A 20,537-nucleotide genomic window follows, 5' to 3' on the forward strand; every position below is an offset into this window, starting at 1 on the left:
TTTTTGTGGATTATCAAATCATTACCCAATTGAAAGACCTTGAGCGAGTTTGCCAACAAGCACGTGAAGCCGATGTCGTTATGCTTGATACGGAGTTCGTTCGTACTAGAACCTATTACCCTCAATTAGGCTTGATTCAGTTATTTGATGGTGAAACGCTGTCACTGATTGACCCTATTGCTCTTGATGACATGACACCGTTCGTTACCTTGTTGAAAGACGCATCAGTATTGAAAGTGCTGCACGCGTGCGGTGAAGATTTGGAAGTGTTCCAGAACGCATTTGGCTGTACACCAACACCAATGGTTGATACACAGATCATGGCGGCTTTTTTAGGTCATGGTTTATCAACGGGCTTTGCTGCTCTGGTTTCAGAGTTTGTCGGTGTCGATCTCGATAAGAGTGAATCTCGCACAGACTGGCTAGCGCGTCCGCTTTCTCAAAAACAATTGGACTACGCAGCAGCAGACGTGCATTACCTAATGCCAATGTACAACAAGCTTCTAGAAAAAGTGATGGAAGCTGGCTGGTGGGAAGCGGCTCAGCAAGAGTCTGATTTACAAGTTGCCAAGCGCATTCGTAAAGTAAACCCAGATACAGCCTACCTTGATATTAAAGGGGCGTGGCAGCTTAAACCTAAGCAATTAGCGATCTTACGACCTCTAGCAACTTGGCGTCTAAAAGAAGCAATCAAGCGCGATTTAGCGCTGAACTTTGTCTTCAAAGAACAAGACCTATGGGCTGTGGCGCGTTTTGCGATGAAAGATCCCAAGCACATGGAGCAAGAGGGTTTTGATTACCGCTCTGTGCGTCGCCATGGTGCGAAGATCAGCTCAATCGTAAAGTTAGCGGAACATACACCAGAAGAAGAGTACCCAGCACCAGTAGAACGTCTAATGGACTTCCCTGGCTACAAGCAACTCTTCAAAGTGCTGAAAGATGAAGTGAAAACAGCATCACAACACAGTGGTTTGGCGACGGAATTCTTGGCATCGAAGAAGCAACTTAACCAAATGTTAAGCTGGGTGTGGAAGCACGATCGTAACCCAGAAAAGCTGCCTGATGTTATGCAAGGCTGGCGTTTAGATGTGGTTGGCGAAAAGCTGAGTAAAGCGATCAAATAACCGCTTGCTGCTTTAAAGCCTAACTTAGTTACAGTTATAAACTGCACATACAAAAAAGAGAGCCTAGGCTCTCTTTTTTATTCAATCAATACAAGCAAGTGTATTACCTGCCAATCTTGTTCAGAAAGATTATCGATCTTCTTCTGGAAGCTTAACATTCAACTCTAACACTGAGATGTCGTCATCTTTGTGTTCAAAAGTCAGATCAACCATTGATGGATCGACCTCAACGTACTTGGCAATACACTTCAAGATGTCTTCTTTTAGTTGCGGCAGGTAAGACGGCGCTGGGTCGTCATGGCTGCGTCGTTCGGCAACAATGATCTGCAAACGTTCTTTGGCTAGGTTTGCGGTTGTCTTTTTCTGTGGTCTAAAAAACTCTAATAATGACATTGTGCATTAGCCCCCGAACAGTCGTTTGAAGATGCCTTTCTTCTGTTCCGTTAAGAAGCGGAAGTCAACTTGGCTACCCAGTAGTCGCTCTACAGTATCATTGTAAGCCATACCTGCGTCGGTTGCTTCGTCAAAGATAACTGGAACACCCTTGTTCGATGCGTTCAGTACCGCTTGGCTCTCTGGAATTACACCCAGTAGAGAGATGTGCAGGATTTCTTCAACGTCTTCAACACTGAGCATCTCACCTTGAGTTACACGTGCTGGGTTGTAGCGAGTCAATAGAAGGTGTGTTTTCACTGGCTCTAAGCCGTCTTCAGAACGACGAGATTTAGAGTCAAGAATACCTAGAATACGGTCTGAATCGCGTACTGAAGAGACTTCTGGGTTGGTGGTTACAATCGCTTCATCAGCGAAGTACAACGCCATAAGAGCGCCTTGTTCGATACCCGCAGGAGAATCACAGATGATGAAATCAAAGCCCATTTCATCCAGTTCATCAAATACACGACGAACACCATCTTTTGTTAGTGCGTCTTTATCACGAGTTTGAGAAGCAGGAAGAATGAACAGGTTCTCTGTGCGCTTGTCTTTGATCATCGCTTGGTTCAGCGTCGCTTCACCATTGATAACATTAACGAAGTCGTACACAACACGACGCTCACAACCCATGATTAAATCTAGGTTACGCAGACCGATATCAAAGTCGATAACTGCGGTTTTCTTTCCTTTTAAAGCCAGACCCGAGGCAATAGCTGCACTGGAGGTCGTTTTGCCTACCCCGCCTTTACCTGACGTTACAACGATAATGCGTGCCATTCTGTTTTCCTTTTATTTCTCTTATATTGCGAGGACATCAACGTGTAATACATCGTTTGCCATACTGAACATGGTTTTCTTCTGCCAGTACTCGCTTTCAATTTGATCGCTGAGCCAGTAATTTCCAGCAATGGAAACCAGCTCGGCTTGTAAGTCATTACAAATTATTTTTGCTTCAGTTTGACCACTTGCACCTGCAATCGCACGGCCGCGTAAAGTGCCATGAATATGGATGCTGCCATCGGCAATCACTTCCGCGCCTGCACTCACATGGCTGAGTATCAATAGATCGCCATCTTTCGCATAAACCTGCTGACCAGAACGAATAGGGGTTCTAATCACTTTGATTGGTGCCATTTTCGCTGGAGCTTGAGATGGCGACTTGCTTGCCGTCATCACTGCAAAACCGGCTTCTTTAGCGAGGTTTTGCATTCGCTTATCAGAACAGCCTGCCACACCAACCGGGATCATGCCCGCTTGAGATATACCATTTTTAAGTTGCACAAAATCGATATCGCCCGCGACTTTACTGATGTTGATAACAACAGGTGCGGCAGCGAAAAACGTAGGTGCTTGGTCTACTTTCTCTTGAAGAAAAGAGACTGCATTTTCGACTTGATCATCGGATAAGTGCAAAACAGATAGCGTAAAGCTGCTACCTTTTAGATCTGGGTTACTAGACATCGAAAAACTACAGGACCTCAATAGCGGATTGGTACAATTTCTTTATCAATAAAATAAAGGGCATTGCCTGAAACTAGGTTTATCATGTTATATTCCCAAACCAAGCACAGCAAGTAATCTTGTTGTCAAATGGACGTTTTGTTCCCAATATTTCCCTAACATAAACTATTGATCTCGCAAGTGAGAGTTTTGTAGTCATAATCAATTAAAAGGTTTGTCATGCTGTGTTCTATATATAAAAGCTCAAAGAAAGAAGGAACATACCTTTATATCCCTAAGAAGGATGATTTTTCACAAGTTCCTGACGCATTGATGCAAATGTTTGGTAAACCTAGTTTTGTAATGGTAATTAAAATGGATGGCCGTAAACTGGCTCAAGTAAACATCGAAAAAGTGAAAGAATCACTGAATACCGATGGTTTCTTTTTACAGGTTCCGCCACCACCAGTTAACGAACTTGAGCTTCATAAAGAGCGTAAAGCTCAACAGAAATCTCAAGACGAAGAGTGATAGCCACCTCAATTCAAGGAGGAGTGATCGTTGAGTAAATTTTCGAAAACCATATTGGCTGTGTCGGCATTACTATTGGGTAATAGCCTGACCATAAGTTCAGTACAAGCTGAAGAACTGAGCTTCGAGCAATATGTAGAAAAACTAAAACAACAAGGCCGTGAAGAAGGCATCTCTGAAGCGATCATTGATGAAGCCTTTGATGGTGTAACGTTTAAGCCAAGAGCGGTAAAAGCCGACAAAAACCAACCTGAGAAAAAACTGACTCTGGATGAATACATTCCACGAGCGGTTCCAGATTGGAAAGTGAAGCAAGCAAGGTCACTCTACAAGGAGCATTACACCGCGTTAAAGCGTATTGGTGATGAATATGGTGTTCAACCAAGATTCATTGTCGCGCTATGGGGCGTTGAGAGTAATTTTGGTAAGTTCACGGGCAATTACAGCGTTATCGACGCCCTAACGACCATGGCTTATGAAGGACGCCGAGAAGCTTTCTTCCGTAGCGAAGCGATGGCGGCATTGAAGATTCTTGATCAAGGCCATATTGCACCAAAAGAGATGAAAGGCTCTTGGGCTGGTGCGATGGGTCAACCTCAGTTTATGCCAAGCTCATTCTTAGCTTACGCCGCTGATGGCAGTGGTGATGGCAAGAAAGACATTTGGGGCACTGAAGAAGACGTATTTGCTTCGGCGGCCAATTATCTCAGCCAATCAGGGTGGGATGACAAATATACTTGGGGTCGTCAGGTTCATGTTCCGTCAACTGTGTCGATCGATTTACAAGGTCGAGACGAAGACAAAGCGAAATACTTAAAAGAGTGGTCTGAACTCGGTATTAAACGCTATGACGATCGCCCACTGCCAACACTTGATGAAGACATTAAAGCTTGGTTAATCATGCCGGATGATGAAACCGGACGTTCGTACCTCATTTATAACAACTACAATGTGTTAATGAAGTGGAATCGTTCTTACTACTTTGCTTTGGCAGTAAGCCACCTAGCCGACAGAATTAAGTTTGATTAACAGACCTAAGTCGCTTTGAATAGCATTTGGCCTATCATAGGCAGAACGAACTAAAGGACTCTTCGGAGTCCTTTTTGATTTTATATTTCAGAGATTTAATAAGGTGATCTTGTGCTAACAGATAGAGCTGCACAGATGGTGATATTCCATGCGCTGATCAAGCACGAAGGCTTTACCAGTGCTGCAAAAAGCTTGAACGTTTCGGTGTCTCATATCAGTAAGCAAGTCGCTTTGCTTGAAGACTCAATCGGCATCAAGTTGGTACAACGAACCACACGAAGCCTCACGCTGACTGAAGCGGGAGACGTGTTCTATCAACATTGTGAGCAGCTGTTTAACACGCTGAAAGCAGCTCAGATGGATATGGATAGCCAGCGCGATGATATCTCTGGAATACTACGCGTCGGTTTGTCGCAGTCATTTGGCACACTCCATATCATTCCGGCGATTGATCAACTCAGACAGCTTTATCCTCAGTTGAGAATCGAGGTCCACTTGTTCGACTATAAGGTGGACATGATTGAAGAGCGCTTGGATCTCTGGATCACCAACAATGAAGATTTGCCTGAAGGTTACATTGCGCAGCGATTAGCCGACAGTCAGTTTGTGGTGGCTGCGTCACCGGATTATCTGATTAAGGCTGGGACGCCACATGTACCTTCCGATTTGATTGACCATAACTGTCTTATCTATCGCAGCCGTGAACGAGATTACACATCGTGGGCGTTTGACAACGGGCAAGAAAACCTCAGCGTCAAAGTCGCGGGCGATTACTCAGTCGATTTGGCTGAGGCAGTACGAGACGCGGCAGTATCAGGGTGGGGCGTTGCTTATTTGGCGACTTACTTAGTGAAAGAAGAGTTTAGAACGGGCAAGCTCATTCAAGTATTGCCAGAGTGGAGAGCCAGTCAGCTGATGCCATTCTATGCCGTTTACCCGAGCCGAAAGAATATGCCGAAGAAGCTTTCGGCAGTGATTGAGTTCATTAAAGATCATACCGGGTCGCCGACGTATTGGGACAAAAACCTCAAAACTTGCGTTGAACTGCATCGCTAACTGTTTCCTAATCTATAAATATAATTTCCATATGGAAAAAGTACGCTTTTTAATCAAAGTTAATTATTAAAATTCAATAACTTAATTATACTCATAGTTAAATCGTGATTACCCCAACATCACATTAACAACCTCAGCTTGCCGCAAACGATTTCCTCTATAGAATGCGTCGCCTTTCCTACCTACAACTTTTAGGTTGACGCACATGGCTTCCCTACTTGGAATTATCACTATTTTAGTTGCCGCTTGGTTACTATCTACGGACAGAAAAAATATTCCACTAAGAACAGTCTCTTTGGCTTTCTTATTACAAATCTCATTCGCGCTATTGGTTCTGTATGTACCAATGGGTAAAGAAGCGTTGAATGCAGCCACGGGTGCGGTATCTAGCTTGATCAACTACGGTCAAGAGGGGATTAACTTCCTATTTGGTGGCCTAACTAATAACGGATTTGTTTTCGCGATTAATGTTCTTGGCATCATTATCTTTTTCTCTGCACTGATTTCAGGCTTGTACCACATCGGCTTTATGCCAAAGGTGATCAACCTTATTGGTGGTGCGCTACAGAAGTTCTTGGGCACAGGTCGTGCGGAATCATTGTCTGCGACTGCCAATATCTTTGTCGGCATGATTGAAGCGCCATTGGTGGTTAAGCCTTACTTGAAGCACATGACGGATTCACAACTGTTTGCTGTGATGGTGTGTGGTTTGGCGTCTGTAGCTGGTGGTACGCTAGTGGGTTACGCATCGCTTGGCGTTGATCTAAATTACCTGATCGCAGCTGCATTTATGTCTGCACCTGCTGGCCTATTGATGGCTAAGATCTTAGTACCAGGTAGCGCAGATGACGCTCAAGAAAATATTGAGTCTGACGTTGAAATTCCACGAGCAACAAACGTAGTTGAGGCAATGGCAGATGGGGCTATGTCTGGACTTCGTATTGCCGTTGCGGTGGGTGCAACACTTCTTGCCTTTATCAGTGTGATTGCAATGCTGAATGGCTTGCTAGGTATCGTTGGCGGCTGGTTTGGCGTAAACCTAAGCTTCGAACTTATCCTAGGTTATGTGTTTGCACCCGTTGCATGGCTGATCGGTGTACCGTGGTCTGAGGCTGTGGTTGCGGGCTCATTGATCGGTAACAAGATTGTCGTGAACGAGTTCGTGGCTTTCATCCAACTAATGGATGCTAAAGAGGCACTAAGTGAGCACTCGCAAGCGATCGTAACTTTCGCTCTATGTGGCTTTGCTAACATCTCTACCATGGCGATTCTTATCGGTGGTTTGGGCAGCTTAGTTCCAGAGCGTCGTTCTTTCATCTCACAATATGGCTTCAAAGCAATTTGTGCAGGTGTGTTTGCTAACCTAATGAGTGCTGCTATTGCTGGTGTTGTACTTTCTCTATAGTTAACTGATCATGACTTTACTCCCCCTATAGTAAAGTGACTGATTAATCACAATAATATTCGGTTAGCGTGAAAAAGAGAGCCTATAGTGTAAGAACGTAGGCTTTCTTATTTCATTGAATAGTTTGTACCACAGGGTGTGGTGCAAACCTTTTAGGGGCACAAATGGATTTGTCGATTACTTCTTCTTTGGCGTTAATTGGACTCTTGTCTTTAGCTTGTCAGCAGCTCGGCTGGCGTTTACGTCTTCCCGCCATTCTCCCTCTCCTTATCGTTGGCCTATTGTTAGGTCCCGGCCTGAATATTCTAAATCCCGATGCCATTTTCGGTGATGTGCTGTTTCCTATGATCTCCTTAGGGGTTGCCATCATCTTGTTTGAAGGAGCATTGACCCTAAATTTCAAAGAAATCAGAGGCCATGGCCGGATGGTGACTCACCTCGTGAGTTTCGGCATGTTGATTACATGGGCGTGTATCGTGGTGGGGGCATACTACTTTGTGGACTTCAGTTGGCCGTTAGCCGCACTGTTTGGTGCATTAGTTGTGGTAACTGGCCCTACGGTAATCGTGCCCATGCTTCGCAGTATTCAGCCTAAATCTTCGTTAGGCAGTATCTTGCGATGGGAAGGGATAGTAATTGATCCGATTGGCGCTCTGTTTGCGGTTCTCGTCTACGAGTACATTGTTTCTTCTGCCGACCCTACCGGACATGTTCTGTCAGCTCTGGGCCTGACGTTAGTCATAGGTTTAGGCTTAGGGATCATCGGTGGCCATTTGATTGCCAAGATGCTGCAAGGGCATTGGGTACCGCACTATTTACGTAATGTGGCTGTGCTGACGCTAATGTTGGCGGCGTTCTCGTTTTCTAATGATCTGAGTGAAGAATCGGGTTTATTAACCGTGACCATCATGGGGATCTGGCTTGCCAACGTGAAGGGCTTGGACATCGAAGACATCATCGAATTCAAAGAAACCCTGACCGTGTTACTTATTTCTGCGTTGTTTATTCTGTTAGCCAGTCGACTCGATTCGGGGGCTTTCCTTTCGATAGGTTGGGGCGGTATTGGGTTGCTAGCGGTGGTTATGTTGGTGGCTCGCCCGTTAAGCGTGTGGATCAGCGGGATCGGTACGGTTCTTAATTCGGCGGATAAATGGTTTTTGAGTTGGATGGCACCTCGCGGGATCGTAGCAGCCGCGGTTTCTTCTCTGTTTGCGATAAAACTGCAAGAGAAGCAATTGATTGAAGGCGCAGATCTGCTCGTGCCCATGGTGTTCTTAGTCATTATTGGTACGGTTGTGATTCAGAGCTTAACCGCGAGCTGGTGGGCGAGAAGGCTAGGGGTCACTCAAGAGAAAGCGCAAGGGGTTATCTTCTTTGGCGCCACTCACTTTGCAAGACAATTTGCCAAGGTGCTAGCCACACACAACATCAACAGTGTGCTTGCTGATACTAACTGGGAAAGCATTCGCTTAGCTCGTATGGATAACTTGAATGTTTACTTTGGTAACCCAGCTTCAAGCCACGCGGAAAACAATTTGGAACTCGATGGGATAGGGCGTGCGATGATCGTCTCGCCTTATCGTCAAACCAACCCGTTAGTCAGCATGCATTACCAAGACGAGTTTGGTGCCAATAAGGTGTTTGAGCTTGAATCCTCAGAGAATAAACATGAAAGGCACCAAGTGAGCCGCGATGGCAATAGAAGTCTGTTTTCGGAAGGGATCACCTATTCTAAGCTTAACTCGTTGATGGCTCAGGGTAGCCAAATTAAAAGTACAGGTTTGACCGAGGCATTTGATTTAAAAGAGTTTAACGCTTTGTATCCTAAAGCCATTCCTCTTGGGGTGATTAATGGCGGTGATTTCCGTTTAATTACACAAGGATCTGAGTTGGAAAAACTCATATCAACGGAGTGTGAGCTTATTAGTTTATTACCGCCTTCTGAACAGACGGAAAAAGTTGAGAGTCCAGATAAGTAGCAACGAGCGCTTCATCAAAAGCGAGTCACCCCGTTTTAAAAACGAATAGCTAAGTACCAAAGCATCAAAAAAGCCGCAACGTTCATCACGTTGCGGCTTTCTAATTTATTTATATGCGCTGCGGACTATTTCGAGTGAAATTGCTCGCAAGCGATCATGGTGTTCTCGATTAGGCTCGCCACCGTCATTGGGCCAACACCACCCGGCACAGGTGTGATGAAGCTTGCGCTTTCTTTCGCTACGTCGTATTCAACGTCACCCACTAGTTTGCCAGATTCCAAACGGTTGATACCCACATCGACCACAACAGCGCCTTTCTTAATCCAAGCGCCAGGAATGAAGTTAGGTTTACCAACGGCAACTACAACAACGTCTGCTTGACGCACGTGACCTTCAAGGTCTTTGGTGAAGCGGTGACATGTTGTCGTCGTACAACCTGCTAGAAGAAGCTCTAGCGTCATTGGGCGACCTACGATGTTTGATGCGCCAACCACAACCGCGTGCTTACCACGTAAGTCGATGTTGTAACGGTCAAGCAGCGTGATGATGCCTTTTGGCGTGCAAGAGCGAAGCTTAGGCATGCGCTGAGCCAAACGGCCGACATTGTAGGGGTGGAAGCCATCAACGTCTTTTTCTGGCGTGATACGCTCAAGAACGTGAGTGCTATCAATGCCTGCTGGTAGAGGCAGTTGAACAAGAATACCGTCGATCTCTGGATCGTCGTTCAGTTGGTCTACAAGTGTTAACAATTCGTCTTCTGTCGCAGTGGCTGGCAAGTCGTAAGATTTAGATACGAAGCCAACTTCTTCACACGCTTTACGCTTACTTCCAACGTAAACCTGAGAAGCAGGGTCTTCACCCACTAAAACAACCGCTAGGCCCGGAGCGCGTAATCCAGCTTCAGTACGAGCTTTTACACGTGCAGCAACTTCGGAGCGAACCGTTTGAGAAATTAGCTTTCCATCAATATTTTGAGCAGTCATGAATTTCCTTAGTATTGATATTCAAGTTAGTGGCTGATGTTTTTGGCGCATTATTCCAGAAAATCTTTTTGATTACCATCAAGCAAACGTTTGCTTTGCTCTATTTTCCAACACTTATATGTTTGTTGGCCTTTTTTTACCCACTTAGATCAGAATGTTACATAAAGCCGTTGCTTTACTGATTCGAATTCGTATAATTCGTTCCTGTAGCGCGCCCTTAGCTCAGCTGGATAGAGCACCTCCCTTCTAAGGAGGTGGTCGAAGGTTCGAATCCTTCAGGGCGTGCCATTATTTAAAGAAACCCGATAACTCTCCGAGTTGTCGGGTTTTTTGCATTTTACACATCATAAAACACTTCTTTTCAAGCGCGACTCATTTTCTTCTGTTATTCGTTTCATTCGGCTTATGTAATAGAAAGTTAAAATTGTTCGTTTTTTGGGGTTTACATCATTTGGTAATAAAGCCACTATGAATTCACGAAGAATAGACAAGTAAAGCTATTAGCCAGTCGGTTTAGGAATCAAACCTTCTGCTCAATAGCTGATTTAGAGGAAGTAATGGCAGGAAACAGTATCGGACAACATTTCCGCGTGACCACGTTCGGAGAAAGTCACGGTATCGCACTAGGATGTATCGTAGATGGGTGCCCACCAGGATTAGAAATTACCGAAGCAGACCTTCAAAGAGATTTGGATCGTCGTCGCCCTGGTACTTCTCGCTATACAACGGCTCGTCGTGAAGCGGATGAAGTGAAAATCTTATCAGGTGTATTTGAAGGCCAAACTACGGGTACTTCTATTGGTCTATTGATTGAAAATACAGACCAACGCTCTAAAGACTATTCCGAAATTAAAGACAAGTTCCGCCCTGGCCACGCTGACTATACGTACCATCAAAAGTACGGTGTGCGTGATTACCGAGGTGGTGGTCGTTCTTCAGCTCGTGAAACTGCAATGCGTGTTGCTGCAGGTGCAATTGCGAAGAAATACCTAAAACAAGAATTTGGTGTTGAAATCCAAGCTTACCTTTCTCAAATGGGTGATATCTCAATTGATAAAGTGGATTGGAACGAGATTGAAAACAACGCTTTCTTCTGTCCAGATGCCGACAAAGTACCAGAATTTGATCAACTGATTCGTGACTTGCTAAAAGAAGGCAACTCGATCGGTGCGAAGATTCAAGTGGTTGCGACTAAAGTGCCAGTAGGCCTTGGTGAGCCAATCTTTGATCGTCTAGATGCTGACATCGCGCACGCTCTAATGAGCATTAACGCTGTGAAAGGTGTTGAGATTGGTGATGGCTTCGATGTTGTTAATCAACGCGGTAGTGAACACCGTGACCCATTAACTCCAGAAGGTTTCAGCAGCAATCATGCTGGCGGTATCTTAGGTGGTATCTCTACTGGTCAAGATATTGTGGCAAGCATTGCGCTTAAACCAACATCAAGCATCACTGTACCTGGTGACACAATCACGAAAGATGGTGAAGCAACGCAGCTAATCACGAAAGGTCGTCACGATCCATGTGTTGGCATCCGTGCGGTACCTATTGCAGAAGCAATGCTGGCTATCGTGCTGCTTGACCACTTGCTACGTCATCGTGGTCAAAACTTTGGTGTGACAACTGAAACACCACAAATCTAATTCTGCTTCTTTTTATTTAGAATAGAATTGGTAGAAACAAAAAAGGGTTGCTTCGTAATGAAGTAACCCTTTTTCACATTAGCAGGATTATTCGTCCGGTTAGCGACTATCGTCATTAAAGACAGCTAGCAGCTTAAGGCTCTTAATCCATTAATGCACTGAACTTTCAGGATCAAGCTGGAACGAAGGCAAACTCCATTTGAATCTTACAGCCGCCATGCGCAGCAAGTAACCAACTACAAGCGTCACAATTGTCGCCGTGACGTCGTTGATGCCAAGCTCAAGCAAACCTAGGTACAAACCTGAAGCGACAAGTGCGACAGAGGCATACAGCTCTTCATGTAACACCAATGGTGTTTGACGACAGATAAGGTCACGTAACAAACCACCAAAGACACCTGTCACTAATGCCGATACCATGCAAATCATCGGGTGCAGACCCATGGTCATCGCTACTTTGGTACCAATGATACTGAATACGATTAGGCCTAAGGCATCCAAGCGAATAAACAAACCTTTTAGCTTGATAACCCATTTCGCCAACCCGGTTGTAATAACACCTGCTATACAGGTGATGGCCAGATACTGAGGGTTTTCAACCCAACCTAAAGGGTAATGGCCAAGTAAGATATCGCGTACTGTACCGCCGCCAATTGCCGTTGCGCTCGCAACCAACATTACACCAAACCAATCCATTTTTTGTTTGCCTGCACTGAGAGCGCCGGTCATGGCTTCTGCCGTGATGCCAATGATATACAAAACACTTAGTAGCATTGCTGTAGCTCTATTATTTAGGTCTATAAATTGGAGTCTTATAGGCCTTGGAGATATAAAAATGAAGCGCGAGTGTAGTAGTAAAACAGGCGATTGACGAATGAATATTTGTACCGTGAATGAGCATTTCAGATTAGCTAAACTAATCATTCACCTAAAAGTGGTGTAATCTGGGATCAGCAATCGATTGTCACGGTAAAGTATTGGGGGCAACCAAATGCCATTGCTCGTGATAGGGCTTTACCGAGCGCTGAAAAAAACGCAAAATGTCCCCGTTCTTTTCACTTAAATTTGATTTTATGACGCACCAATACCCAGACATCATCGATATTTTCAATCAAACCTTTTTCGATAGCTACAATACCAAGCTCGAACTGGGTGCAGACGAGCCTATTTACCTGCCAGCCGATGAACAGATTTCTCATCACCGTATCGTATTTGCTCGCGGCTTTTACGCGTCTGCACTTCATGAAATAGCACACTGGTGTGTCGCTGGTCCTGAGCGTCGTTTGTTGGAAGATTTTGGCTATTGGTATGAGCCTGATGGTCGAACTGAGGCGGTTCAAGCTGAGTTTGAAAAAGTAGAAATTCGCCCACAAGCGTATGAATGGATAATTGCGATGAGTGCGGGCTTTCCTTTTAATGTCAGCTGTGACAATCTACACGGCGATTTTGAGCCAGATCGTTTGGCCTTTATGAATAAAGTACACAGTGAAGTCATGGGTATCTTTGACGCTGGTCTTCCGCCTCGAGTAAAAATGCTCTCTGAAGCATTGCGCAGCTTCTACGATGTAGAACCTTTATGTACTAGCCAATTTATTGTGAAATAAGAGAATATTATGATTATCGAATTTGAAGAAAAACTACTTGAAGTAATTGATGCTCGCATTGAAAACGCATCAGACGATGAACTGTTTGCTGGTGGTTACTTACGTGGTCATATTTCTCTTTCAGTGGCTTCATGTGAAGACGAAGGCATTGAAGATGTGGCTGAAGTAAAAGCTCGTATTGAACAGAGCCTAGACGACGCTCGCTCTGAACTAACACCAGCAGACCGCACCATCGTTAATGACCTTTGGGTTGAGCTACAAAACCAAGCTTAATCTCGATGTATTAATACTATCCGCTCAGTCCCTTCCTTTCCCATTTTGCTGAGCGAACTGGTTTATTTGAGACTCGTTCGAAATTTTTGAATGAGTCCGTTCATTTCTTGTGATGGTTACATTTTCTTACTACGTTATTCTAATCCCACTTAACGGAATTACAGAAAGGTCACATCATGAAAGTTATCGCATTTGGCGCAAGCACAAGTTCTACCTCAATCAACAAAACACTAGCAACTTACGCAGCAAACTTGATTGAAGGTGCTGAAGTTAAAGTCCTAGACATCAACGATTACAATGTTCCTATGTTCAGTGAAGACACTGAAAAAGAGATTGGCCAAGCGGAAGGCGCTCAAGCATTCTTGCGCGACCTAGCTGAAGCTGATGCGTTTGTTATCTCGTTCGCAGAACACAATGGTCACTACCCAGCTGCGTATAAAAACCTATTTGATTGGGCGACACGCATTGAGCGTTCAGTATTTGGCGAGAAGCCGGCGGTTTACCTAGCGACTTCACCAGGCCCTGGCGGCGCACAAACGGTACTTGGCGCAGCGACAGGTTCTGCACCTTACTTCGGTGGAAACATGCAAGCGTCAGTTTCAGTACCAAGCTTCTACGATAACTTTGATTTTGAATCTGGTTCTATCAGCAACGAAGAGATCGTTCTACAGATTAAAGACGCGGTTGCTAAGCTGTAAATACAGCTTCGTTTAGAACATCAGTTTAGAGCAACACGAATAACAAAAAGCCCGAGCGACACAATGAACTCGGGCTTTTTAGCTTTTAACTTATTAGTTTCAGATATTCAGAAATTTCAGATGTTCAAAATAGCTGAACTAGAAACTACGGCTTTGATTTAGAATGCTTGTCAGCAACCCATCCAGCCGTTAATGCCTTACCTTTACGCAGTCTGCGTACCCACATTCGACTTGGGTGAATCGCCTCAAGCACATCAACAGGCAAGGGCAGCGGATCGCCACAGATCTGTGATGCTAATACTTCAGCCAATAATGGTGCAGAGCTCAAACCACGTGAACCCAGTCCGATAAAGCAATAAAGGTTAGGGAAGCTTGTTACCGTTTCTACATCCTCAACCGAGTCACGCTGCGGGTTGAAGTTGTGGAGATCTTGGTACTGCTCCTTAATGGCTTCAAAGTCACCAACGTTTCCGACAAACGGAAGGTGGTCACGGCTTACGCTTCGGATACCTTGGCGCGCTAAGTTGTCACTGGTATCGACATCTTTTGTCCATGCTTGGTCTGGTAGTGACCCATGTAGGCGCTCGCCATTGTGCTGCTGAACCTCAATATCAAATTCTTGGTCGATATTGGTTTTGTCGTAGTTCGCACCAATACAGTGATGACCATTGTTGGGGTTCTGTGGCGTCAAATAGCCATCAAAGCACAACACGGTTTTTAGCTGGCTGAGATTTTCCGTGGTCGGAATATGGCTCACTTGGCCTTTAACCGGAGTCAGTGGTACTGGCTGAGTTTGTTCAAACTGAGTGAACTTGTGTCCGTTTGCGACAACTACTTGGTCGTGCTTAGTTTGAATCTCACCTTGAGGTGCCTCAATCGTCAGTAACCATTGTTTTTCAGCTTCGAGCCACTCAAGTTGCGTTACTTGATGTTGATAGTGTGCGCTCACTTGGTTGCTCTCTTCTAGCTTGCCAATCAAGCCTTGAGTCAGTTGAAGAGGGCTTAACCAACCACCCAGCGGAAAGTAAACACTCTCTTTATCGACAGGTAAGCCAATCTTTTCGTTGGCTTGCTCTGGCGATAAACGCTGAATCAGGTCGGTGTGGAAGTTGCCTTCCAACATGCGGTTGAGCTTTTTAGTGGAGCCTTGATCCCACATCAAGATGTTCACGCCACACAAGCTGTGATCAAATTGAATAGACTGAGCCGCTTGATTAATAAATTGACGAGCAAACAGTAATCCCGGGCCAAACACGCGAGACACGTTCGAGGTCGCTTCGCTTAATAGCGGGTAAATCGCACCTTGGTTGTTACCTGAGGCATTGCCCGCAGCTTGTGGATGTTCACAATAAAGGGTGATGTTTTTACCACGACGGCTTAGCGTTTTGGCTAATGCAGCACTGGCGACACCACCACCAATGATCGCAATGTCTTGGGATTCAGTGTGTTGAGCGAGGCCATACCAAGGTTTGATGTTGGTGTGAGCGTGCTTTTCGCCAAGTCGGCCGGCGATCATCTCTCGCTTAGTACCAAAGCCTTTGACCTTTTTCATTTCAAAGCCAGCTTCAATTAAGCCACGGCGAACAAAGCCAGCAGCGGTGAAGGTGGCGCAGCTACAATCTTGCTTAGCGAGCTTAGCCATGCCGTTGAATAGGTTTTGATTCCACATCTCTGGGTTCTTGCTCGGAGCAAAACCGTCTAAGAACCAAGCATCAACCAAACCTTCACGCGGGGTTGGTACGTTGGGCATGCAATCTTTAATATCGCCAAACCACAAATCAAGCGTGATTGCACCGTCGCCCAGCACAATGCGGTGACATTCAGGTAGAGCAATAGGGTAGTGTTCTTGGAGTTGCGTCGCATACTCGGCTAATTCTGGCCACGATTGGTGTGCTTTGATGAGATCCTCTTTATTTAAAGGATATTTTTCAAAACTGATGAAATGTAACTCTTTGGTCATCGCTTGTGGGTTATCTTTAAGAAAAGCATCGAACCATTGCCAAACTGCAAGAAAGTTCAAACCTGTGCCAAAGCCGGTTTCAGCAATCACAAAGCGGCGTTGTTCATGTTCAAGCCAACGCTCTGGAAGGTGGTTTTGCTTTAAAAAGACGTAGCGAGTTTCTTCTAAACCGTTAACATTGGAGAAGTAAACGTCGTCAAATTGGTCTGAAACTGGCGTGCCAGACTCATTCCATTCCAGTTCTGCATTAGTAATTGAAGTCATAAAATCTATCATTTTGTGATTTGAAGCGATATGTTGGTAGGGATTGTACGAATTTCTAGGAAAGCTGACCACTTTTGTTAGGCTTCTTAGTTATCATCTAGCTGAATTTAGAATTATAGGAATGTCACATGAAACGAGTCGTAATCACCGGTATGGGTATTGTTTCAAGTATCGGTAACAACGTCGAAGAAGTTTTAGCATCACTGAAAGAGGGTAAATCTGGTATTACCGCTTCAGAGCAGTTCAAGGAAAATGGCTTGCGCTCTCAAGTATGGGGTAACCTAAAAATGAACCCTGCTGACCATATCGATCGCAAAAAAATGCGCTTTATGGGTGATGCAGCGGCATTCGCTTATCTTTCAATGGAGCAAGCAATTGCTGATTCTGGCTTAACTGAAGATCAAGTATCTAATGACCGCACGGGTATCGTTGCGGGTTCAGGTGGTGCTTCATCTCTAAACCAAGTAAACGCGGTAGACATCATCCGTGAGAAAGGCGTGAAGCGCGTTGGTCCATACATGGTTCCACGTACAATGGCTTCTACGGTTTCTGCTTGTCTAGCAACTCCTTTCAAAATCCGTGGTGTGAACTACTCTATGAGCTCTGCATGTGCGACATCTGCACACTGTATTGGTCACGCAATGGAGCTTATCCAACTTGGTAAGCAAGACGTTGTATTCGCTGGTGGCGGTGAAGAACTGGATTGGTCTCTGACTATGATGTTCGACGCAATGGGCGCACTTTCTACTAAGTACAACGACACGCCAGAGCTGGCTTCTCGTACCTACGATGCAGACCGTGATGGTTTCGTTATCTCTGGTGGCGGCGGCATGTTAGTTATCGAAGAGCTTGAGCACGCTGTTGCTCGTGGCGCAAAAATCTACGGTGAAATCGTAGGCTACGGCGCAACTTCAGATGGCTACGACATGGTTGCTCCTTCTGGTGAAGGTGCGGTTCGTTGTATGAAGATGGCGATGCAAAACGTTGATGGCGTTGATTACGTGAACACTCACGGTACTTCAACTCCAGTTGGCGACGTTAAAGAGCTAGGCGCTATCCAAGAAGTATTTGGTGGCAACAGCCCAGCAATTTCTGCAACTAAAGCGATGACAGGTCACGCTCTAGGTGCTGCTGGCGTACACGAAGCTATTTACTCAACGCTAATGCTAGATAACGGCTTTATCGCTCCAAGCATTAACGTTTCGAACCTAGACGAAGCTGCTGCTGGCCTAGACATCGTAACTGAAGCTCGTGATCAAGAGCTAACTACAGTTATGTCTAACAGTTTTGGTTTCGGCGGTACGAACGCAACGCTAGTAATCAAAAAGTACCAAGCTTAACTTAAGCTTGAGTTACAGAGACAAGGTTAATCGTTAAAGGGTTGCGCTAGTGCCGATTCAACACGCACAGGTCACCCAGTAATAATGACCATCAGAACAAAGTTTTTAGACGCAGGTTGGTAAACGTGTTTTTTGAACATAGTTTTTAAATCTGGGTTTAGAGATTGAAAGGTTTCCAGAGCTTGACCAGTACTGACTTTGGTTAGTACTGGTTGAACAGACGCAAGACTCTGTCTCCTGGAGAGCGAGATAGGATCCTTTTGTTCTGGATGTTTGCCCGATTGTTTATTCAATCGGGCATTTTTCGTTTTAGCCGTTTGATCTTGGGTGTTCACTCTGGTTTCGGTTCTTGTCTGCCAAGGTTAGGTGATTCAGTCCTTTATTTATAATGTATTCCAATTGCTACTCGACACCGTGTGTGGAATTTTGCACAATCATTTCAATTCACATTTAGGTCGATAGACCCCAACAAAAGTACTCGCCAAATGAAAATCTTAATCGACGAAAATATGCCTTACGCTGAAGCGCTTTTTAGCCAGCTAGGGGAAGTGACAATGAAGTCTGGTCGCACATTAACAGCTGACGACCTAGTTGACGTAGACGCATTGATGATTCGCTCTGTTACCAAGGTAAACGAGTCATTGATCAGCAAAGCCAATAAGCTGAAGTTTGTTGGTACTGCGACGGCTGGCATGGATCACGTTGACCAAGAGTTGATGAAAGAGCGTGGCATTTTCTTTACTGCGGCACCTGGTTGTAACAAGGTGGGTGTTGCTGAGTACGCGTTCAGTGCGATGATGGTGCTTGCGCAGCAACAAGGCTTTTCTGTTTTTGATAAAACGGTTGGTATTATCGGCTGTGGTCAAGTGGGCAGTTACTTAGCGAAGTGCCTTGAAGGTATTGGTATCAAAGTTCTGCTGAACGACCCTCTAAAACAGCAAGAGGGTGATACTCGCGAATTTACTGAGTTAGAGACTTTGCTTGAACAATCAGACGTTATTACATTACACACGCCAATCACTAAGACGGGTCAGTATCCAACGCATCACTTGATCAGTGAGCAAGTGCTGAACAACTTACGTGCTGATCAAATCCTGATTAATGCAGCTCGCGGTCCTGTGGTTGATAACCAAGCGCTAAAAGCTCGCCTGCAAAAAGCCGATGGTTTCACTGCAGTGCTTGATGTGTTTGAGTTTGAACCTGAAGTCGACTTTGAGCTTCTTCCGTTACTCGCTTTTGCAACGCCTCACGTAGCGGGCTACGGTTTAGAAGGTAAAGCGCGTGGTACCACGATGATCTTCAACAGTTATTGTGAATTTTTAGGTACTGAACAGCGTGCGTATGCAAGCGACTTATTGCCGACAGCGCCTGTACCTCAAATGAAATTAGATAGAGCTTGGGATGAAGCAACACTGCACAATTTGACTCAGTTGATCTATGATGTGCGCAAAGACGACGCCTTATTCCGTCGCAATATCGTTACGCCGGGTTCTTTTGACAAGATGCGTAAAGAATATTGGGACCGCAGAGAGTACAGTGCAGTCGAGTTAACGGGCGACGAATCTTGTAATTTAACGCCGTTATCTAAACTCGGTTTTATGGTAAAGCCAACTTTATAAAAGAGAGAAACAATGAGCCAAGAATTTAATATTGCTATTTTAGGTGCGACTGGTGCGGTTGGTGAAACCATTCTTGAAGTACTTAAAGAGCGTAAATTCCCTGTCGGTGAAATGCACTTACTAGCAAGTGAACGTAGTGAAGGCAAAACTTCCCGTTTTAACGGCAAAACAATACAAGTACAAAACGTAGAAGACTTCGATTGGTCTCAAGTACATATTGCGTTTTTCTCTGCAGGTAGCGAGCTTTCAGAGCGTTGGGCTCCAATTGCGGCTGATGAAGGTGTGATTGTCATCGATAACACATCACGCTTCCGTTACGAATACGATGTTCCTCTGGTTGTGCCTGAAGTTAACCCTGAAGCGATTGCTGAGTTCCGTAACCGTAACATCATCGCGAACCCTAACTGCTCGACTATCCAAATGGTAGTAGCGCTAAAACCAATTCACGATGAAGTGGGCCTTGAGCGTATTAACGTTTCAACTTACCAATCTGTGTCTGGTGCAGGTAAGCCAGGTATCGATGAGCTAGCGGGTCAAACGGCTAAGCTTCTTAACGGTATGCCAGCTGAAAACTCAGCGTTCTCACAACAAATCGCTTTCAACTGTATTCCTCAAATCGATGAATTTACAGAGAACGGCTACACGCGTGAAGAGATGAAGATGGTTTGGGAAACTCAAAAAATCTTTGCTGACTCTTCAATCACAGTGAACCCGACTTGTGTCCGCGTACCAGTATTTTACGGTCACGCAGAATCTCTACACATTGAAACTCGCGCACCAATCGGTGCAGAGCAAGTGGTTCAGCTTCTAGAGAACACAGAAGGTGTTGAAGTATTCCAAGCGCTAGACTTCCCAACTCAAGTTCGTGATGCAGGTGGTAAAGACCACGTAATGGTTGGTCGTATTCGTAACGACATCAGCCATCACAGTGGCGTAAACATGTGGGTTGTCGCTGATAACGTTCGTAAAGGCGCAGCAACAAACGCAGTTCAAATCGCTGAAGTTCTGATTCGCGATTACTTCTAAGCTTTATTGCTTTGATAAAAAAGCCTCACTCTTTAGTGGGGCTTTTTTAATCGATTAAAAATATTGTTAGTCAAATTGTGTGAAATTGCTGCGAATATTGTTGCTGCAACACATTTTTTGTTTTCATC

19 protein-coding genes and 1 tRNA gene are annotated in these 20,537 nt (G+C 45.0%); 14 read left to right on the forward strand and 6 right to left on the reverse strand.

The features are described from left to right. The first annotated feature begins 5 nt into the window (after positions 1-5). Complete coding sequence (gene rnd / locus AB6D06_RS00075; RefSeq protein WP_017062374.1) at positions 6-1,124, forward strand: ribonuclease D; 1,119 nt, start codon at positions 6-8, stop codon at positions 1,122-1,124. Between the two features lie 129 nt (positions 1,125-1,253). On the opposite strand, the gene minE is transcribed toward rnd, so the two are convergent. From minE to minC, 3 genes are read right to left on the reverse strand one after another with little or no spacing between them, the layout of a single operon-like run. Continuing rightward, positions 1,254-1,517, reverse strand: a complete 264-nt coding sequence (gene minE, locus AB6D06_RS00080; protein WP_010436847.1) for a cell division topological specificity factor MinE — start codon at positions 1,515-1,517, stop codon at positions 1,254-1,256. A gap of 6 nt (positions 1,518-1,523) precedes the next feature. After that, complete coding sequence (gene minD, locus AB6D06_RS00085) at positions 1,524-2,336, reverse strand: septum site-determining protein MinD (RefSeq protein WP_009848498.1); 813 nt, start codon at positions 2,334-2,336, stop codon at positions 1,524-1,526. Positions 2,337-2,357: 21 nt separating this feature from the next. Continuing rightward, the gene (gene minC, locus AB6D06_RS00090; RefSeq protein WP_017063419.1) at positions 2,358-3,020 is read right to left on the reverse strand and encodes a septum site-determining protein MinC; all 663 of its coding nucleotides are present in this window, start codon (positions 3,018-3,020) and stop codon (positions 2,358-2,360) included. 219 nt (positions 3,021-3,239) lie between these two features. Here minC and AB6D06_RS00095 point away from each other — a divergent pair, with 219 nt between their 5' ends. The 5 genes from AB6D06_RS00095 to AB6D06_RS00115 all read left to right on the forward strand — a co-directional run bounded on the left by AB6D06_RS00095 (position 3,240) and on the right by AB6D06_RS00115 (position 8,999). Continuing rightward, complete coding sequence (locus tag AB6D06_RS00095; protein ID WP_017062372.1) at positions 3,240-3,530, forward strand: YcgL domain-containing protein; 291 nt, start codon at positions 3,240-3,242, stop codon at positions 3,528-3,530. 30 nt (positions 3,531-3,560) lie between these two features. Beyond that, the gene (locus tag AB6D06_RS00100) at positions 3,561-4,559 is read left to right on the forward strand and encodes a lytic transglycosylase domain-containing protein (RefSeq protein WP_017062371.1); all 999 of its coding nucleotides are present in this window, start codon (positions 3,561-3,563) and stop codon (positions 4,557-4,559) included. 135 nt (positions 4,560-4,694) lie between these two features. Next, positions 4,695-5,615 (forward strand): LysR family transcriptional regulator, encoded by a 921-nt coding sequence (locus AB6D06_RS00105; protein ID WP_372099970.1) that lies wholly within the window; start codon positions 4,695-4,697, stop codon positions 5,613-5,615. Between the two features lie 205 nt (positions 5,616-5,820). Then, entirely contained in the window at positions 5,821-7,020 is a 1,200-nt protein-coding gene (locus tag AB6D06_RS00110) for a NupC/NupG family nucleoside CNT transporter (RefSeq protein WP_017070302.1), read from the forward strand. A gap of 164 nt (positions 7,021-7,184) precedes the next feature. Next, on the forward strand, positions 7,185-8,999 hold the full coding sequence (locus tag AB6D06_RS00115) for a cation:proton antiporter (RefSeq protein WP_372099960.1): 1,815 nt from the start codon (positions 7,185-7,187) through the stop codon (positions 8,997-8,999). Positions 9,000-9,124: 125 nt separating this feature from the next. Here the strand turns inward: AB6D06_RS00115 and folD are convergent, their stop codons facing one another. Next, positions 9,125-9,982, reverse strand: a complete 858-nt coding sequence (gene folD, locus AB6D06_RS00120; protein ID WP_017062367.1) for a bifunctional methylenetetrahydrofolate dehydrogenase/methenyltetrahydrofolate cyclohydrolase FolD — start codon at positions 9,980-9,982, stop codon at positions 9,125-9,127. A gap of 211 nt (positions 9,983-10,193) precedes the next feature. Between folD and AB6D06_RS00125 the strand changes: the two genes are divergently transcribed. Next, positions 10,194-10,270 (forward strand) — tRNA-Arg (locus AB6D06_RS00125). A gap of 269 nt (positions 10,271-10,539) precedes the next feature. Continuing rightward, a complete protein-coding gene (gene aroC, locus AB6D06_RS00130) occupies positions 10,540-11,625 on the forward strand; it encodes a chorismate synthase (RefSeq protein WP_017062360.1) in 1,086 nt (361 codons plus the stop codon). A gap of 150 nt (positions 11,626-11,775) precedes the next feature. Here the strand turns inward: aroC and AB6D06_RS00135 are convergent, their stop codons facing one another. Beyond that, positions 11,776-12,399: a trimeric intracellular cation channel family protein gene (locus AB6D06_RS00135; RefSeq protein ID WP_017062358.1), complete on the reverse strand. Its 624-nt coding sequence runs from the start codon at positions 12,397-12,399 to the stop codon at positions 11,776-11,778. Positions 12,400-12,698: 299 nt separating this feature from the next. Between AB6D06_RS00135 and AB6D06_RS00140 the strand changes: the two genes are divergently transcribed. The 3 genes from AB6D06_RS00140 to AB6D06_RS00150 all read left to right on the forward strand — a co-directional run bounded on the left by AB6D06_RS00140 (position 12,699) and on the right by AB6D06_RS00150 (position 14,200). Next, entirely contained in the window at positions 12,699-13,229 is a 531-nt protein-coding gene (locus AB6D06_RS00140) for an elongation factor P hydroxylase (RefSeq protein WP_372099968.1), read from the forward strand. 9 nt (positions 13,230-13,238) lie between these two features. Continuing rightward, on the forward strand, positions 13,239-13,502 hold the full coding sequence (locus AB6D06_RS00145; protein ID WP_372099958.1) for a YfcL family protein: 264 nt from the start codon (positions 13,239-13,241) through the stop codon (positions 13,500-13,502). Between the two features lie 176 nt (positions 13,503-13,678). Continuing rightward, positions 13,679-14,200, forward strand: coding sequence for an NADPH-dependent FMN reductase (locus AB6D06_RS00150; RefSeq protein WP_372109804.1), 522 nt, complete (start codon positions 13,679-13,681; stop codon positions 14,198-14,200). A 145-nt stretch (positions 14,201-14,345) separates the two neighbouring features. Here AB6D06_RS00150 and mnmC read toward each other — a convergent pair whose 3' ends face one another. Continuing rightward, entirely contained in the window at positions 14,346-16,496 is a 2,151-nt protein-coding gene (gene mnmC, locus AB6D06_RS00155) for a bifunctional tRNA (5-methylaminomethyl-2-thiouridine)(34)-methyltransferase MnmD/FAD-dependent 5-carboxymethylaminomethyl-2-thiouridine(34) oxidoreductase MnmC (RefSeq protein ID WP_080582254.1), read from the reverse strand. Between the two features lie 56 nt (positions 16,497-16,552). Here mnmC and fabB point away from each other — a divergent pair, with 56 nt between their 5' ends. The 3 genes from fabB (at position 16,553) to AB6D06_RS00170 (ending at position 20,409) form a co-directional block, all read left to right on the forward strand. Further along, positions 16,553-17,764 (forward strand): beta-ketoacyl-ACP synthase I, encoded by a 1,212-nt coding sequence (gene fabB, locus AB6D06_RS00160; RefSeq protein WP_017062353.1) that lies wholly within the window; start codon positions 16,553-16,555, stop codon positions 17,762-17,764. Positions 17,765-18,249: 485 nt separating this feature from the next. Further along, positions 18,250-19,383, forward strand: coding sequence for a 4-phosphoerythronate dehydrogenase (locus tag AB6D06_RS00165; protein WP_017066628.1), 1,134 nt, complete (start codon positions 18,250-18,252; stop codon positions 19,381-19,383). A 12-nt stretch (positions 19,384-19,395) separates the two neighbouring features. Further along, complete coding sequence (locus tag AB6D06_RS00170) at positions 19,396-20,409, forward strand: aspartate-semialdehyde dehydrogenase (RefSeq protein WP_372109805.1); 1,014 nt, start codon at positions 19,396-19,398, stop codon at positions 20,407-20,409. The last annotated feature ends 128 nt before the right edge of the window (positions 20,410-20,537 follow it).

Source organism: Vibrio sp. 10N.239.311.G01 (assembly GCF_041465805.1).
Classification (GTDB): domain Bacteria; phylum Pseudomonadota; class Gammaproteobacteria; order Enterobacterales; family Vibrionaceae; genus Vibrio; species Vibrio crassostreae_C.